Annotated in this window: 12 protein-coding genes and 1 tRNA gene; 3 read left to right on the top strand and 10 right to left on the bottom strand. The window is 39.9% G+C overall.

What is annotated here, in order from left to right; genetic code table 11:
- The first annotated feature begins 119 nt into the window (after positions 1–119).
- Positions 120–713, top strand: a complete 594-nt coding sequence (locus AX762_RS08990; RefSeq protein ID WP_256244668.1) for a DUF4145 domain-containing protein — start codon at positions 120–122, stop codon at positions 711–713.
- Positions 714–1,461: 748 nt separating this feature from the next.
- Here AX762_RS08990 and AX762_RS08985 read toward each other — a convergent pair.
- Both AX762_RS08985 and AX762_RS08980 read right to left on the bottom strand, forming a co-directional pair.
- Positions 1,462–1,776, bottom strand: a complete 315-nt coding sequence (locus tag AX762_RS08985; protein ID WP_083432904.1) for a hypothetical protein — start codon at positions 1,774–1,776, stop codon at positions 1,462–1,464.
- Positions 1,777–2,059: 283 nt separating this feature from the next.
- Positions 2,060–2,132, bottom strand: a tRNA-Val gene (locus tag AX762_RS08980).
- A gap of 137 nt (positions 2,133–2,269) precedes the next feature.
- On the opposite strand from AX762_RS08980, the gene AX762_RS08975 reads away from it, so the two are divergent.
- Complete coding sequence (locus tag AX762_RS08975) at positions 2,270–3,580, top strand: hydroxymethylglutaryl-CoA reductase, degradative (RefSeq protein ID WP_071848806.1); 1,311 nt, start codon at positions 2,270–2,272, stop codon at positions 3,578–3,580.
- A gap of 70 nt (positions 3,581–3,650) precedes the next feature.
- On the opposite strand, the gene AX762_RS08970 is transcribed toward AX762_RS08975, so the two are convergent.
- The 3 genes from AX762_RS08970 to AX762_RS08960 all read right to left on the bottom strand — a co-directional run bounded on the left by AX762_RS08970 (position 3,651) and on the right by AX762_RS08960 (position 9,733).
- Positions 3,651–5,798, bottom strand: coding sequence for a heavy metal translocating P-type ATPase (locus AX762_RS08970; protein ID WP_218162496.1), 2,148 nt, complete (start codon positions 5,796–5,798; stop codon positions 3,651–3,653).
- Positions 5,799–6,027: 229 nt separating this feature from the next.
- Positions 6,028–8,271, bottom strand: a complete 2,244-nt coding sequence (locus AX762_RS08965; RefSeq protein WP_071848804.1) for an alpha-galactosidase — start codon at positions 8,269–8,271, stop codon at positions 6,028–6,030.
- Positions 8,272–8,434: 163 nt separating this feature from the next.
- A complete protein-coding gene (locus AX762_RS08960) occupies positions 8,435–9,733 on the bottom strand; it encodes an MATE family efflux transporter (RefSeq protein ID WP_218162495.1) in 1,299 nt (432 codons plus the stop codon).
- Between the two features lie 281 nt (positions 9,734–10,014).
- Here AX762_RS08960 and AX762_RS08955 point away from each other — a divergent pair, with 281 nt between their 5' ends.
- Positions 10,015–10,446 carry a VOC family protein gene (locus AX762_RS08955; RefSeq protein ID WP_071848802.1) on the top strand — a complete coding sequence of 144 codons (432 nt, stop codon included), beginning with the start codon at positions 10,015–10,017 and terminating at the stop codon, positions 10,444–10,446.
- Positions 10,447–10,617: 171 nt separating this feature from the next.
- Here AX762_RS08955 and AX762_RS08950 read toward each other — a convergent pair whose 3' ends face one another.
- The 5 genes from AX762_RS08950 to AX762_RS08930 all read right to left on the bottom strand — a co-directional run bounded on the left by AX762_RS08950 (position 10,618) and on the right by AX762_RS08930 (position 14,995).
- On the bottom strand, positions 10,618–11,118 hold the full coding sequence (locus tag AX762_RS08950; protein WP_071848801.1) for a cysteine hydrolase family protein: 501 nt from the start codon (positions 11,116–11,118) through the stop codon (positions 10,618–10,620).
- Between the two features lie 269 nt (positions 11,119–11,387).
- Positions 11,388–12,200: a phosphonate ABC transporter, permease protein PhnE gene (phnE, locus tag AX762_RS08945; RefSeq protein WP_071848800.1), complete on the bottom strand. Its 813-nt coding sequence runs from the start codon at positions 12,198–12,200 to the stop codon at positions 11,388–11,390.
- Positions 12,201–12,216: 16 nt separating this feature from the next.
- Positions 12,217–13,044: a phosphonate ABC transporter, permease protein PhnE gene (gene phnE / locus AX762_RS08940; protein ID WP_071848799.1), complete on the bottom strand. Its 828-nt coding sequence runs from the start codon at positions 13,042–13,044 to the stop codon at positions 12,217–12,219.
- A gap of 12 nt (positions 13,045–13,056) precedes the next feature.
- Positions 13,057–13,836, bottom strand: coding sequence for a phosphonate ABC transporter ATP-binding protein (gene phnC, locus AX762_RS08935; RefSeq protein WP_071848807.1), 780 nt, complete (start codon positions 13,834–13,836; stop codon positions 13,057–13,059).
- Positions 13,837–13,924: 88 nt separating this feature from the next.
- Entirely contained in the window at positions 13,925–14,995 is a 1,071-nt protein-coding gene (locus AX762_RS08930) for a phosphate/phosphite/phosphonate ABC transporter substrate-binding protein (RefSeq protein WP_071848798.1), read from the bottom strand.
- Between the last annotated feature and the right edge of the window lie 387 nt (positions 14,996–15,382).

Raw genomic sequence — 15,382 nt, 5'->3', positions numbered from 1 at the left:
AATTAGATTATTAAAAAGTTATGTAATGAGTTCATATTTAGTTAATTAAAATTATTACCAGTAGTAATAATTATTGAGAACAGAAAAAGACTACCCAAATTTATGGATATCCTTTAAGAATGAATAGAGAAGCAATGAATCTACCTATTTTTAAATATTGTTATTATAAACTTGCAGTGGTAAGGTTACTTTTAAAAAAGGAGTTTCTTATTATGAAAGAGTTGTTTAAAAGAGAAAAAATAACTAAAAATGCTAATATGCAATTTGTTGGAAATACTAAAGCTTTTACTTGTACAAATTGTAAAGGTTTTTCTTCACATACTTGGAGATGGAGTTTAAAACATGCTGAGGATGATGAAAATATTAATAGTATTGAAGATAACATAAATATACTTATAGTTGCGAAGTGCCAAGCTTGCTTAAAGCCTTCGATATGGCTAAAAAATCTAGATGAGTTCACAAGAGAAGAGGATAACTTCGAGATAATGCTATATCCACGCTCTCAATTAGAAGTAGAAACTCCCAATAACGATATGCCTAAAAGTATTAAAGAACTTTACAATGAAGCTGGTTTAGTACTGAATGAATCTCCTCGTTCATCTGCTGCGTTATCTAGATTAGCTATTGACCAACTAACCCAAGAGTTAGGAGCTAATGGTGCTTCTTTAAATAATAGGATTGGTGATTTAGTGAAAAAAGGATTGCCTCTCTAAATACCACAAGCTTTGGATGCAATTAGAGTTGTTGGTAACAATGCTTTTCATCCAGGGCAAATAGATATTAAAGATAATAAAGATCTCGCAATATCCTTATTGAAATTTATTAATATCATAGTTGAAGATCAAATAACACACCCAAAGTTAATTAAACAGGCTTATTCTGCTCTTCCTAAGGACGCATTAAAAGGAATTGAAAATCGAGATAAAATTTCTGATATTTATCTTTTTCTATATAAATATATTAATTAGGCCATGTTATTTTATCATTTGTTTGATAAGTTTAACGTGGCCAATTAATTTATATTAGAGAATCAACAAATCCACTTCATCTTTCACGGCCTATTTTCTATATCTGTTATTGATGATTCTTTATCCACAAAACTCTTTAACATACGATCAATTAATTCCTTATTATTAATATTTTCAGTAGTGAGCTTATTACCCAATATAATTTCTTTTTCCAATTTAGCACCTTTTTTATTTTATTGAATCATCATTAAATCGATTATCTCAATAAACTATTTATTTTAAATTTGATTCTAATCTTTTGTTTTTCTCTTTTTGTGAGTGAAGATTTAGCTAATAACTTATCAATTTTTTTTCATACTCATAATTTTTATCAGCCATTTCTTTCTTTAATTCAGCATATTTACTCATTTATACATCTCCTTTTCAGATTAATTAAATCTTTTTTGAAGAAAACTATCGAAACCATCATTCGTTTCAATGCCTGTTTTATCAATTAGATCAATGAGCTGTCTAATAATACCCATATGATTTTTTTAATCATTGAATTATCAACTTCAACCTCTGGACTTCTCTTATTTTTCCATTGATTCGCTCCATTTTGATATTGGCTGGTCGTTCCATGCTCTGCAATATGTTTCTCCAGCGTATTCAAGATCACTGTATGAAATAAAGCACTATCAATTAAAGATTGCACAACGTCTTTCTTCTCTTTTGGTATCTTTTCAAATAAAAGATTTAATCGTTTCATCTTTTGATTGATTTTCTTTTGTACCTCTTTATCGTTTTTAATGTCGCTCACTTTTGCCACTAAAAAATCTCCTTTCTTATCTGATACCCACACGAGCCTTAGAAACGCCTTCACAACAACATTAGAGCATAAAAAAGAAAGTATCTAAATTAATAGACACTCTCCACATTTTTAAGTATTAATCCATTCATTATTACTGGTTCTTACAATTCAAATAGAACACATTTTCAATACGCGTTTGTTTGTATACAAATGCACTATACCGATGTGAAAAAATAAGCCTACAAAACGTTGTGAGATCACTTTCAAATCAACGTTTGTAAGGCTTATAATAAAACTATGATGGTCCCTACTGGGCTCGAACCAGCGACCCCTACCTTGTCGAGGTAGTGCTCTCCCAACTGAGCTAAGGAACCTTAATGGGCTGTACCTATATGATTATACAAGAAGAAAAACCTTTTGTAAACCTTTTTTAAAACAGATAGACTCTCTCTTTTCTTTTTTCCCTGAATCGTTCATAATGGAAGGGAGAGAATAAGGAAGGACCGATACGATGGACACCACACATTTAACTAAATTTTATAAAAAAAACCACACTGAAAAAATCGAAGCTTTATATTTAGCCGGTGTGATTTCTAAAAAAGAAAAAGAAACCCTTTTGAATCGCACGTTGGAACTCGATTCCGAGACAGGCAATCATTTGATTGAAAACTACATCGGTAATTATTCAATGCCTCTGGGTGTCGCGTTGAATTACGTAATCGATGAGGAAGAATTGATCGTGCCCATGGCCATAGAAGAACCGTCTGTTATCGCTGCATCCAGTTTTGCGGCTAAAATAATCGGTTCAGCTGGCGGATTTAATACAGAAGTCACCCAGAGACGGATGATCGGTCAGGTCACTTTGAAAAATATTGCTGATTTTGAAGATGCTTCTAGAAAAATAGAGACCGTGAAGCAGGACATTCTCAGCCGAGCGAATGAGGCCTATCCTTCCATCGTCAAACGCGGAGGCGGGGCTAGAGACTTGGAAGTCCGCTTACTAAAGGATGATTCAGACAGCGGTATCCCCACGTTTCTATCTGTGCATATCCATGTGGACACACAGGAAGCAATGGGTGCAAACATCGTGAATACCATGATGGAAGGTATTTCACCGTACATCGAAGAATTGACCGGCGGGATTGCGTTGCTGCGCATTTTAACTAACTACGCCACGGAGTGTTTGGCTACAGCAACATGCGTTATTCCAACGAACAAACTGAAGACAGCGACTTTTTCCGGCGAAGAGGTCAGAGACCGCATCATTGAAGCAACCCAAGTAGCGACAATCGATCCTTACCGGGCAGTCACACATAACAAGGGAATCATGAATGGCGTCGATGCCGTTGTTTTAGCTTCCGGTAATGACTGGCGAGCCATTGAAGCCGGTGTCCATGCGTATGCCAGCCGCTCAGGACAGTATCGTTCACTGACCACTTGGAAGAAAAATGATACGGGCGATTTAGTCGGTGAGCTCACCCTCCCTCTTCCAGTAGGAACGGTCGGTGGAGCCATTTCCATTCATCCGGGCGCCCAGTTAGCGCATTCTATTATGAATCATCCGAAAGCACATAAACTCGAACGAATCATAGTCTCAGTCGGACTCGCTCAAAACTTTGCGGCTGTCCGCGCTTTAGTCACTGAAGGCATTCAAACTGGACACATGGGGCTGCATGCCCGCTCCTTAGCCATTAGTGCCGGAGCCAAAGGCGATCACGTCCAGCAGGTAGCCGATATACTCAAGCATTCCAAACATAAAAATCTGCAGCGAGCCAAAAATATTCTGTTGAATCTTTTGGAAGAATTTGATAAAAAAGATTAATAAAAAACACGGGGTTCATGAGGGATCACATTGAAGTGATCCCTCATAACCTCCGTGCTTTTTTTATCGTTTATCTAGTTTCGGTCGCAGGTTTCACGTCTTTTGATTCTTCTGCCTCATCATCCAAGCTAAGCAGGCGTGCATTGATTGCGACAATAACCGTACTCAACGACATGACAGCTGCCCCGATAGCAGGCGTGATGACGATTCCCTGATTGTATAGGATTCCAGCAGCTAAAGGTATCGCTATAATATTATACCCCGCTGCCCACCATAAGTTCTGAATGTTTTTACGGTGTGTGGCCTTGGAGAGTTTCAAAACGTTCAGCACATCTCTCGGATTACTATTTACCAGGATAACATCAGCGGTTTCAATCGCTACGTCCGTTCCAGCGCCAATGGCAATACCAATGTCAGCTGCTGCAAGAGCCGGTGCGTCATTGATCCCGTCGCCGACCATGGCTACTTGTTTCGTGCCATCTTCTTGAAGACGTTTGATGTGTTCCGATTTCTGATCCGGTAAAACTTCAGCAATGACTTCAGTTAAGCCGAGTTCTTTCCCTACCCCATCAGCGACGCGCTGGTTGTCACCGGTGATCATTATCGTATCGATTCCCATATCCGTTAATTCTCTGATCACTTTATAAGAAGATTCTCTGATGATATCACTTAAAGCGATCATGCCTTGCAGTTTCTGATTTTTCAGTACAAATACGACCGTTTTCCCCTGTTGCGACAGGTCATTGTAACGCTCCTCGTCAAACGAAAACCCTTCTGCTTTCATCGCTCCCGGGCTTAAAATGGATACAGTATCCGAATCGATTTTTGCTTCCAGTCCTTTACCCGTTAAGTTATTGTAATCTGTCACGCCCAAGCGCTGAACCTTTTTCTCTTCCCCGGCACGTACAATGCCTTTGGCAATAGGGTGATCGGATTGACTTTCAACTGAATAGGCAAGTTGAAGCAAGTCTTCTTCTGACGTGACATCTTCTGGAATTATATCATCGACACCAAAGTTCCCTTCAGTTAAAGTCCCAGTTTTGTCAAAGACAATTTTATCGATATTACGAGCCATTTCAAACTGCGTACGATTTCTAATAAGCAGTCCTTTTTGTGCTGCAATAGAGGTTGAGACCGAACTGACTAACGGCATCGCCAGTCCCAAAGCATGAGGACAGGCAATGATTAGAACGGTCACTGTTCTTGCTAAGGCAAACTCAAAGTCTGCTACATTCACCCAATAAATCATAGTAATTAAACCTGCAATGACAGCCACGTAAAAGAGCCATTTCGCTGCCATATCGGCAAAGCCCTGGGCACGCGATTTGGTTGCCTGGGCGTTTTTCACCATCTCAACAACTTGTGAGAGATATGTCTCTTCTCCGACTTTACTTACTTCTACAGTAAGGACACCTTCCCCATTGATGGAACCGCCAATGACTTCTTCTCCTTCTTTTTTCTCAACAGGCACCGACTCGCCCGTCAGCATCGATTCATCAATTGATGATTTCCCTTCCAAAATTTCACCGTCTAGCGGCACTTTCTCACCGGATTTAACTAAAATTTTATCTCCGGGATGCAATTCTTCTACGGAGACTTCTGTAGTATTTCCATCCTCGTCTAGTTTATGGGCATCATTAGGCATAAGGTTTATCAGTTCTTCCAGTGCTTTGGATGCTCCCATCTGAGAGCGCATCTCGATCCAATGTCCCAGCAGCATAACAACGATTAATGTAGCGAGTTCGAAATAAAAATCACTACCTTCAATAAAGAAGGTGGTTAGCGAACTGTACACATAGGCTGTTGTGATGGCCAAGGAAATAAGGGTCATCATGCCCGGCGTATGGTCGTCTACGACTTCTCTTTTCAAGCCTGCTAAAAATGGTTTCCCGCCGTAAAAGAAGACAAAGGTCGCGAGTGCAAACAACACCAAGTCAGACCCTGGAAAAGACACGTCAAATCCGAATAAATGCTGCAGCATCGGAGCTAAAATGGCAATGGGTACAGAGATGACCAAAGAAACCCAAAAGCGCTTCTTGAAGTCTTCAACCATATGCGCATGATGATCCTGATGGCCCCCGTGATCGTCATGGTCGTGACGGCCTTCACCCTCGCCCTGATGGTGTTCGTGACTCCTATCATCCTGCTTACCGGTTGCCTCTTGATTCGTATGGTCGTGTTCTTTTACATTCTTATTATCAGTATGTTTGTCTGACATGACACTCATCTCCTTATTCGTTTATTTGTTTACGTTTGTAATCGTTAAGTATAAATTAACACTCTCCTTAGTCTTTGTCAAAGAAAAGTCCTTCTGTTTCTATTATACTGTTCACAATGGTATCTCTACAAATGATTTGAATGTGCCCTTTTTTCTCTAAACATAAAAAACACCTGAGGATTGGACTGCATCCAACGCTCAGGTGTTCTAGCTTTATTTGTGAGAATCCTTACTCTTTTGCAGTCAATTTGACGATCCAGCTGTGAAAATCGGATTTACCATTTCTCGACCAGAAGTGCCCCCGCTGTCTTTCGTTTTCGCTGAAGAGTAATCCAATCGTATTCAAATCTGAACCAAAACGTTCTTCAGCATCCGGATCAAGGCTATAGAGCGTATCCTCTTCCAAACCGGCTAATTTTAACCGACTGTAGGACGGATTTGGATGAGCAAGCACTTGATAAAAACTGACCAGTGCCTCTTTTCTATCTTGTGAAACGATCATCCACGCCGTTTCATTACCTTCAAAAGGACTCTTCAACCGGTAAAAAATCCCTTCATGAATTAGTTGGCGATTGTCTTTAAAGAAACTGATCTGCGCTTTCATTTGATTCATTTCGTCTTCACTAAGTTGGGTGACATCCAGTTCATATCCGAATGTTCCAAAGTAAGCCACTGCACTCCGCATATCTAAAGAAGTTGTTCGGCCCACTTGATGATTCGGAACCGCCGACACGTGACTGCCGATGCTCGACAACGGGTAAACCAGCGAAGTCCCGTACTGTATCTTCAAGCGTTCGACGGCATCGGTATCATCACTCGTCCATGCTTGCGGCGCGTAGTATAACAGCCCCGGATCAAATCGCCCACCACCGCCGGCACACGATTCAATCAATATATCAGGATACCGTTCTAAAAGTCTTTCGTATAAAGAATACACACCTAAAATATAGCGGTGATAGAGTTCTCCCTGCTGATCATGAGGTAAGCGCGTTGAAAAGGGTTCGGTGATATAACGGTTCATATCCCATTTGATGTAATCGATCTTTCCATCAATCAAAATCGCATCCATCTGATCGAATAAAGCATCCACGACCTCCGGATTTGAAAAATCTAAAACAAATTGATTTCGTCCCGGTGACATCGGTTTACCCGGCACATGGATCACCCACTCCGGATGTTCTTGATAAAGCGGCGCATCTTTATTGATCATTTCCGGTTCGAACCACAAGCCAAATTTCAATCCCAGCTTATGGATCTTCTCGGATAATCCTTTAATGCCATTAGGTAATTTGGCTTTATTCTCAGTCCAGTTACCTAATGAACTCGAATCATCGTTTCTTTCACCAAACCAACCGTCATCAAGCACAAAGAGTTCGATTCCAGTTTCTTTTGCCTTTTCAGCGATTTCCATGATTTTTTCTTCATTGAAATCAAAATAGGTTGCTTCCCAGTTGTTGATCAGTACCGGACGTTCCTGATTCTTCCACGGATCTCTGGCAAGTCGATTGCGGTACAGGTCGTGGTAGGTCTGACTCATCCCGTTAATTCCTGTATCAGAATAGACCATCACGACTTCCGGGGTTTGAAATGCTTCATCTGGCTGCAGCTTCCACTGAAACTGATAAGGGTTGATACCCATCGTAGCACGCGTCACATTATAAGTATCCACCTCTACCTGTCCCAAGTGATTCCCGCTGTATACCAGACTGAACCCGTAAACTTCTCCCTGTCTCTCTGTTGTTTCTGGTCGAGCCAGAGCAAAAAACGGATTATGAATGTGACTGCTTGCTCCGCGTGCACTTGATATCGATTGGACACCTTTAAATAAAGGTTGTCTCTCGATATGATTCTCTCGAGCCCAGGCACCATTTAAATGGATCATATCAAAATCGTCATCTGGAAAATCGATACTCATTGACATGGCATGATTCAGCTTCACAATTTCTTTTCCGTCATTATGGAATTCGACGCTGCGGGTGATCAAAGAGCGCTTTTCAAAGATACTATAGAACAAACTTATCCGTAGGTCGGAATGAGCCTCTCTCAAGATGATTTCGAGTGTTTGTGCCTCATCCGCTGAGTCTGTGTACGTGGCAGGCAAGCCCTTAAGTTTGGGCTTCCCTTCATGAATGACATATGAATCATAAGCAAAGTTTGAAACGCGGTCTCCCTCAGGGTACTCCAATTCAAAAGCCGGGTAACGGAAGTCCGTCGTTCCAAAGCCTGGATATTCCTGTTTGGTATGCTCCAAGGATGACGTGTAATCTTTTTCATTTAGGTTGATAGAAGAACGGGGCTCCCTTTCAATCAGAAAATCAAAAGAAGGGCGGTTTTGAATGCTTTTACCGAAATATAAATGTTCAGGTTGTTTGCTTTTCTCAAAGATTCTAAAGATGTAACTGACCTGCTGATTGGTTAAATGAAACTCCAGTTTGTCTTTGTTCACATAAATCAAGTTTTTGTTATTAGGCATTGCTAAAGATCCTCCTATTATCTAATATGTAAAAGCAACTTAAAAACAGAAGTCATTACACGGAACCACAAAAATTGTAATCGCTTCCTTTTGATTGCAGTATACCATACTCTTTCTTCTCACTAAAAGATATTAAAAAAGGACCGAGTTAAACTCGATCCTGCTACTTATTCTTCACTCGTTTATTCGGATTAACTTTCCAAGTGATGAGCCCTAAGACAAGCGCTTCTGCAAAAACAAAAGATAACCAGACACCCGTCATGCCGTAAATCCGACTTAACACTAAAACGAGCGGGACAATAATGAACCCGCCTCTAAGCATAGAGAAAAAGAGGGCCCGATTCGGTTGATTGGTAGCACCGAAGTAACTGGTCAAAACTGTATTGAGTCCGGCAAAAAAGAAGCCGACAAAGTAAACCAATAAACCCGTGGTGGCCATTTCGGCTATGTGTGCGTTTTGTTCGCTATTGAAGGCAAGAATGATCTGATCGCTCAACAGGTAAGTTCCGCCATATACAATTGTACTCAATACAAGTGACGTCCCTAAAGACAAAGCCAATACCTGCTTCATCTGCTTGAGATTCTTCAGTCCATAGCTTTCACTCAGTAACGGCTGCGTCCCTTGAGCAACACCTGCGAACAATGACAGCACGACGAAAGAGATGTTGGCTATGATGCCATACGCCGCTAATCCTTCATTGCCTTCCAATGAAAAGATGATGGTATTGAACGTAAACATGACGACCGAACCGGAAATCTCGTTTACAAATGCCGATGCACCTAAATAAGTGACGTCCTGAATCAGGAGCTTTTCTATTTTCTGAAAGGTGAAGGCCAAATTTTTTTTTGGTTTAAAGTAATGAATCGCCAAGATAGATAGACTGATGATGGGCGAAATACTGGTTGCTAATGCCGCACCAAACATGCCCATTTGCAGGGGAAAGATAAAGATGTAATCCAAAACGACATTCAATACGCTTCCTATGACCATCCCGAACATAGCGAGAGAAGGATCTCCATCGTTTCTTACGAAAGAAAGCAAGGTATTGTTCAGCACAAAAAAGGGTGCGAAAGATAAAATCGTTCTTAAGTATACACTCGTGGCATCAAACGTTTGTGAATCTGCTCCGGAAAATCGGGCAATCGCTTCTGAACCGAGTTGACCCACAGCCAAGAATAGTACCCCAAATGCCAAGGCAAATAGAATGGTTTGAGAGTACACTTTTTGCGCCTGCTCTCGTTTATCTTGAGACAGCAAGATTTTATACCGTGTTGCGCCACCTATACCCATCATCAAACCGAATCCGTGAATAATGCCAAAAGCAGGAATACTGAGGTTTAAAGCCGCGATTCCGGTTGGGCCTAAAGCTTGGGCTATAAAAAAGGTGTCTGCTAAAATATAGAAAGAAATACCTAACATTCCCAGCATGTTCAAACTGACGTATTTAAAAAATAATTTCATACTTCGCTGCATTTTATTCTCTACCTTCTGTTTAAAATGAACCTTAGACTAGCTTACTCAGTCCGTTCCTTTAAGTCAACCTCCTTTGAAAAGTTAAGGCTTTTTGGGAGATTTTTTAATCACTATTTTATATTATATCAATAGGTTGTGAAAGTAATTTTTCATCTAACATGATATAGTTTTCATAGCATATCCAATGGTTGATAATGACTTTTTTATCCACATCAATAAAGATAACGCGAATATAATTTTTATACATAATAAAAGAGAGGATGATTTTAATGGATGTCAATTTAACGTCTTATTTGATGTTAGATGGAAATGCGAAAGAAGCAATTTCATTCTATTCAGATGTTTTTGAAGCAAAAGTCGAAAGTATGGAACTTTATAAGGACTGGCCGCAGGAGTTTGAAGAAAACATCCCGGAAGGTTATGAAGACAAGGTTATTCACGCACATTTAACTCTTGGATCCTCAGAACTGTTGCTTGCTGATATCTTTCCAGGTCAACCGTATACTCCCGGTTCAGTGATTACGCTTATGCTTGATGTAAAAAAAGTATCCGACGCAGAAAAACTCTTTGAGAAATTATCAAACGGTGGTGACATCATCATGTCTTTAAACGAAACGAGTTTCAGTCCTGCTTATGCCCAAGTCAAAGACAAATTTGGAATCGAGTGGCAGATCGTGACAGACTCTCCTGAAATGAATTGATGTAAGAATACGTCACTTTAATACTATAGAGAAAAGAGTTATCGTTGATCTAACCGACGATAACTCTTTCTATTTGATCAGTATAATTTCACTACATTTAGACTGGTGTTGCTGAATTGACCAGTCCCTGATGATAATCAGATATAAATCGAGGCCTGCAATAAAATGCTCTCAAATAAAGGTGACAAAGGAATCATGCCATATTTCCTCATAGAAACGCACGGTTTGATCCCCGGTCATCCAGGCATTGTCCCAGGCAGAATGAATTTCCTTTTGCATCTGAACAGTATAGCCTAAACCATGCGCAAATTTCACAGTCGAATCCACGCAATACTCTGTTTCCACCCCGCATATTTCGATTTTCTGTGCATCTAGCTTCTCTAAAACTTCTTTCAAATCAGTTTGATAAAATGAGTTGGGATGACTTTTTTCAATAAAGTATTCCGAATGACTTTTATTCAATTCGGGAATGATTTCCCATTTTTGTGTTCCTTTTTCTAAATAGTCATCAGTATGCTGAATAAATATGATTGGTTTCTCTTCTGAAGCGTAGTCGGTGATCCTTTCATTAATTCTTTCAATTAAATATTCTAAATTGCCTATAGACTGATCCTTGTAGTGACAAACGCCATTTTGCATATCAATGATAATGAGTACATCAGCAGTTTTCATGACCCTAGCCTCTTTTCACTCGTTTTTTAGTCTATGTATAATTAAATCAATCACCCTTCACTCATTTTCTATCATTTAATAGATTATAAAACACTTTATTAGGATTGAGAAGTGATTCGTTTACAGCGGTCTTAATTGCAAAATGAAAACTAAGTCTAATAATAACGTCTGTTATAAAAATCATAACTTATGGGTAATAAAACCCCTATTCAACTTAATGATACAGTTGAATAGGGGTTTAAAGTTTTTATAGCTTATTTATCGGCTCTTTATCCATTCACCAATTTACTGCGTAATTTGTTCGAGAAGATTTCAACAGCTAAAATCAAAATGACCAGCCCGATTAATATCGAACCGACTTCGTTCCAGCGGTATGAGCGCATGGCGAAGATCAACGGGGCTCCGATACCACCAGCGCCTACTAAGCCTAAAATCGTTGCATCACGCAGGTTCATGTCGTAACGGTAAATCGTTACGGACAAGAAATTTGAAAACAATTGAGGCAAAATACCGTAACGGATTTTTTCGTAGGTATTGCATCCCATTGAAGTCATCGCTTCGAGTACACCACGGTCCAGGTTTTCGATAACATCGACGTATAAACGAGAAATCATGCCGATCGAGGTTAAAGACATGGTCAGCACCCCGGCATAAGGACCAGGACCCGTCACTCGGATGAACATTAGTCCATAAACAAGTGATGGAATCGTTCGTATAAAGATGACCACTAATCGTGTCACAAAAGCCACCGGTTTGGAAACGACACTCGGTGACATTAAAAATGAAATGGGAATCGCAAGCAAAGACCCAAATATGGTCCCTAAAAAGGCGATGGCGATCGTTTCAAACAATAAATACGGGACACCACCGGCAGTTCTAAAATCAAACAAAAACGCCAAGTCGGGAGATAAAATTCCCCAAAAAATATTTGAAGCAATCTGTGTGCCTCTCGGATCGAAACCGGTAATATTCACTCCCATGAAAGACCATACCAAAAGAGCAGCTAGGATAATACCGATCGTCGATAAATACAGTTTACGATTAGGTTCTTTTTCCAATTGCAGTTGAACCGCTTTATTCATGTTGTCTGCTCCTTTTCTATGTTAATTTCATTCGGAAATATTCACTGATTCGTTCGATCACGAATACGACGAGCATCAGGATAAGCAGCACCATTCCGACACTGGGATAATCTCTCCAGCCTAGTCGTTCATCTAAAAGGAGCCCGACCCCGCCGGCTCCAACATACCCTAAAATAGCTGCGTAACGAATATTTCCTTCGAATGCATACAAGGATACCGATAAGTAAGTGGGCATGACGTCTGGAACAATAGCATAACGAAACGCTTCTACTTTGGACAAGCCCATAGATTCATGTGCTTCGAATGCTCCCATATCCACATTCTCTATGTGTTCATACATCAGTTTACCGATATAAGACAGCGTAAAAATGAATATAGCTACCGTACCCGCCATCGTTCCCAGTCCGAAAATAAAAGTGGCGATCAATGCTGTAACTAACGTTGGTAAAGTCCTCAAAATACTTAAAAACAGTTTAAAGAAGCCATTCAGTAGCTGGTTTCGGATGATGTTACTGGATGATAGCAAAGCAAAAGGTATTGCCAGTAGCGCACCTGCAATCGACCCTAATAGAGACATTTGAATCGTATCAAACAGAGGGCCCCATACGTTGCTCATGAAATTCAGATTCGGTGGAAACATCGCTAACAAAATAACGATGAACTGATACCCTCGTGTGCGTATCATGGATAAGTCGACACCGGTTACTTCCCAAGAAACGATTGTTATGAACAGAACAATCAGCAGTATGAATGGCATCCTTGAAGCGTGCTGTTTGACTTCTTTCCCATTTGACAACGTATACGTTTTAGGTTTGAAAATCTTGTCATATACTGTTTCTCTCATTGTCTTCCCTCCTTAGACTTCTGCTTCTTCCGGATCATTCATTTTAGGTAGCTCAGCTTGACTGCCGTAAATTTGATCCAAGACCTCTTGCGTGACTGCTTCAGATTTTCCATCGTAAACGACTTCTCCCTGACGAATGCCGATGACACGGTCTGCATATTCAAGGGCCAGTTCAACGTGATGAATATTGATCAGGATAGACATGTTTGTTTCTTTATTGATTTTTTTAAAGTCATCCATAACGACTTTAGCTGTGACGGGGTCCAGTGAGGCAACGGGTTCATCCGCTAAAATAATAGCAGGATGCTGAGCGATGGTACGAGCTAATGCTACACGCTGCTGCTGTCCACCGGATAACTGGTCTACACGATTATAGGCTTTATCTAAAATACCTACTTTATCTAAGGCTTCTAGGGCGTCTATCTTTTTCTCTTTCGGAAACAAGCCTAATACTTTTCTCCACCAGGCCAAGTCTGGGACAGTCGAAATGAGCACATTATTGATAACTGAAGTACGCGTGACTAGGTTGAATGACTGGAAAATCATCCCGATGTTGCGACGGAATAATCGGACTTGTTTGCCTTTCAATTTACCGACATCTACATCGTTAACCATCAATGTGCCTTCATTGATTTCATGCATGCGATTGATACAACGGATCAAGGTAGATTTACCCGCACCGGATAATCCGATAATCGCCACGAATTCTCCTTGGTCGATGGTTAAATTTACATCATTCAAGGCCTTTACTCCATTTGGATATGTTTTAGTTACATTTTTAAATTCTATCATAGTCACTTTGTTCCTCTCTGGAAATAGTCAAAAAAGAAAGCCAGGAGAGGTTGCTCCTAGCTTGTCTTTTCTATTGTTGATAGATTGATTATTCTGATACATCAAGAAGAATTTTTTGTGCTTCTCTTTCAACGTCATAATCTTCGCTTGTTGCAGGTTCATATCCTTCATGTGCGTAAATCGCGATAACTTCTCGCCCTTCATCTGTTTGTGCAATATTGATGAACGCCTGTTGAATGGCTTCTTTTAAGTCGTCATCCATGATGTCTGAGAATTGACTGACACTGATTGTATCATTGTAAATACCAGGTGTGACACCAACTACATCTGTTTCCTCCCAGATGTCAGCTTCACGTCCGTATTCAGCTTCCCATAGGTCTACGTAATCACGACGGGCATCTGCATAAGCAACAATCAAGTCTACTTGTTCAGAAGCCAGTCTGGCAAATGAGTTGGCATAAGAGTCAGCTTGAACAATTTGGCTTAAATCAGTTAATGATTGATCAAAGTTATCTTGTAACCAGATTGTAGGATAAATATATCCTGCAGATGAAGAAGAGTTCATAACACTCCAAGAAGCTGAGTCGACATCTTCCCAAGTCAGTTCTTCGCCGCTATTGATTTTATCTGCTAATTCTCTACCCTTTTCAGATGGTCCAGCAATCAAAAGTGAACGGTAATAGGTTACTTGTCCGTCTGTTCCTTCTGTCGGTTTGTTTTCGTTCCATTCAGCTGGGTCTTCGGAATCATTGTTAAGTCCAGCGCGTGTCGCAGTTAAAATAACTTCTGCTGAATCATCATACAATACGAATGTTCCGCCCGGAATAAAGCCGACATCTAATGTGCCGGCTGACATTGCTTCTCCGACAGCTTCATAATTCGTACCCACTGTGATTTCAACGCTATTTACATCATAACCGTGTTCAGCTAATTCATCGATTAAAAGTTGTTCTAAAGGTTCTGTAGCTGTAACGATTTCATCTGGATCGCGTGAAGGGACAAACCCTACTGATAATTCATCGATTTCAATCATTTCATCTTCAGCTGCACCGTTATCTGGTGAAGTATCTTCCGTTGTTTCCTCATCAGTTCCACAAGCAGATAACAACATAACAGAAGCTAACGTAATTCCTAAACCTTTAAACCATTTTTTAGACAAAATAATTCCTCCCATTTTCTATGATGCACAAAGTGTGCTAAATATGTACGTTTTACATATGTTTAGATAATAACATTCGCCATTATGAAAGTCTATCCTTTTTTCTCTTTTACTTTTCTCTTTTATTGGGCAAAAGACGAACAACCCGAAAACCCTTACCCTCCCTTTCAAATCTCTATTTTAAGTATACTGGCATAATCGGGTTAACTCCATCTTTTTTCTGTAAAAAATAAGTAAATTTAAATAATTTTTCACTCTATATCACTAGTGTTGCATAAACATAGTTTGACTAACCTAATTTCTTGTTTTTCTAAAAAAAGGCAAAAAAAGGGAGTGCTTACGCAAAAGATGACTATTTCCAGAAAATTTTGCTTATTTAACTGATTC

Source organism: Alkalibacterium sp. 20 (assembly GCF_001885615.1).
Lineage (GTDB): Bacteria > Bacillota > Bacilli > Lactobacillales > Carnobacteriaceae_A > Alkalibacterium.
The sequence above is the reverse complement of the archived record's forward strand: the minus strand, read 5'-3'. Positions and strand labels throughout refer to the sequence as shown.

Coding starts and splice junctions, on each gene's coding strand:
- AX762_RS08990 (WP_256244668.1), top strand. CDS start 120: ATGAATAGAGAAGCAATGAATCTACCTATTTTTAAATATTGTTATTAT.
- AX762_RS08975 (WP_071848806.1), top strand. CDS start 2,270: ATGGACACCACACATTTAACTAAATTTTATAAAAAAAACCACACTGAA.
- AX762_RS08970 (WP_218162496.1), bottom strand. CDS start 5,798: ATGTCAGACAAACATACTGATAATAAGAATGTAAAAGAACACGACCAT.
- AX762_RS08965 (WP_071848804.1), bottom strand. CDS start 8,271: ATGCCTAATAACAAAAACTTGATTTATGTGAACAAAGACAAACTGGAG.
- AX762_RS08960 (WP_218162495.1), bottom strand. CDS start 9,733: ATGAAATTATTTTTTAAATACGTCAGTTTGAACATGCTGGGAATGTTA.
- AX762_RS08955 (WP_071848802.1), top strand. CDS start 10,015: ATGGATGTCAATTTAACGTCTTATTTGATGTTAGATGGAAATGCGAAA.
- AX762_RS08950 (WP_071848801.1), bottom strand. CDS start 11,118: ATGAAAACTGCTGATGTACTCATTATCATTGATATGCAAAATGGCGTT.
- phnE (WP_071848800.1), bottom strand. CDS start 12,200: ATGAATAAAGCGGTTCAACTGCAATTGGAAAAAGAACCTAATCGTAAA.
- phnE (WP_071848799.1), bottom strand. CDS start 13,044: ATGAGAGAAACAGTATATGACAAGATTTTCAAACCTAAAACGTATACG.
- phnC (WP_071848807.1), bottom strand. CDS start 13,836: ATGATAGAATTTAAAAATGTAACTAAAACATATCCAAATGGAGTAAAG.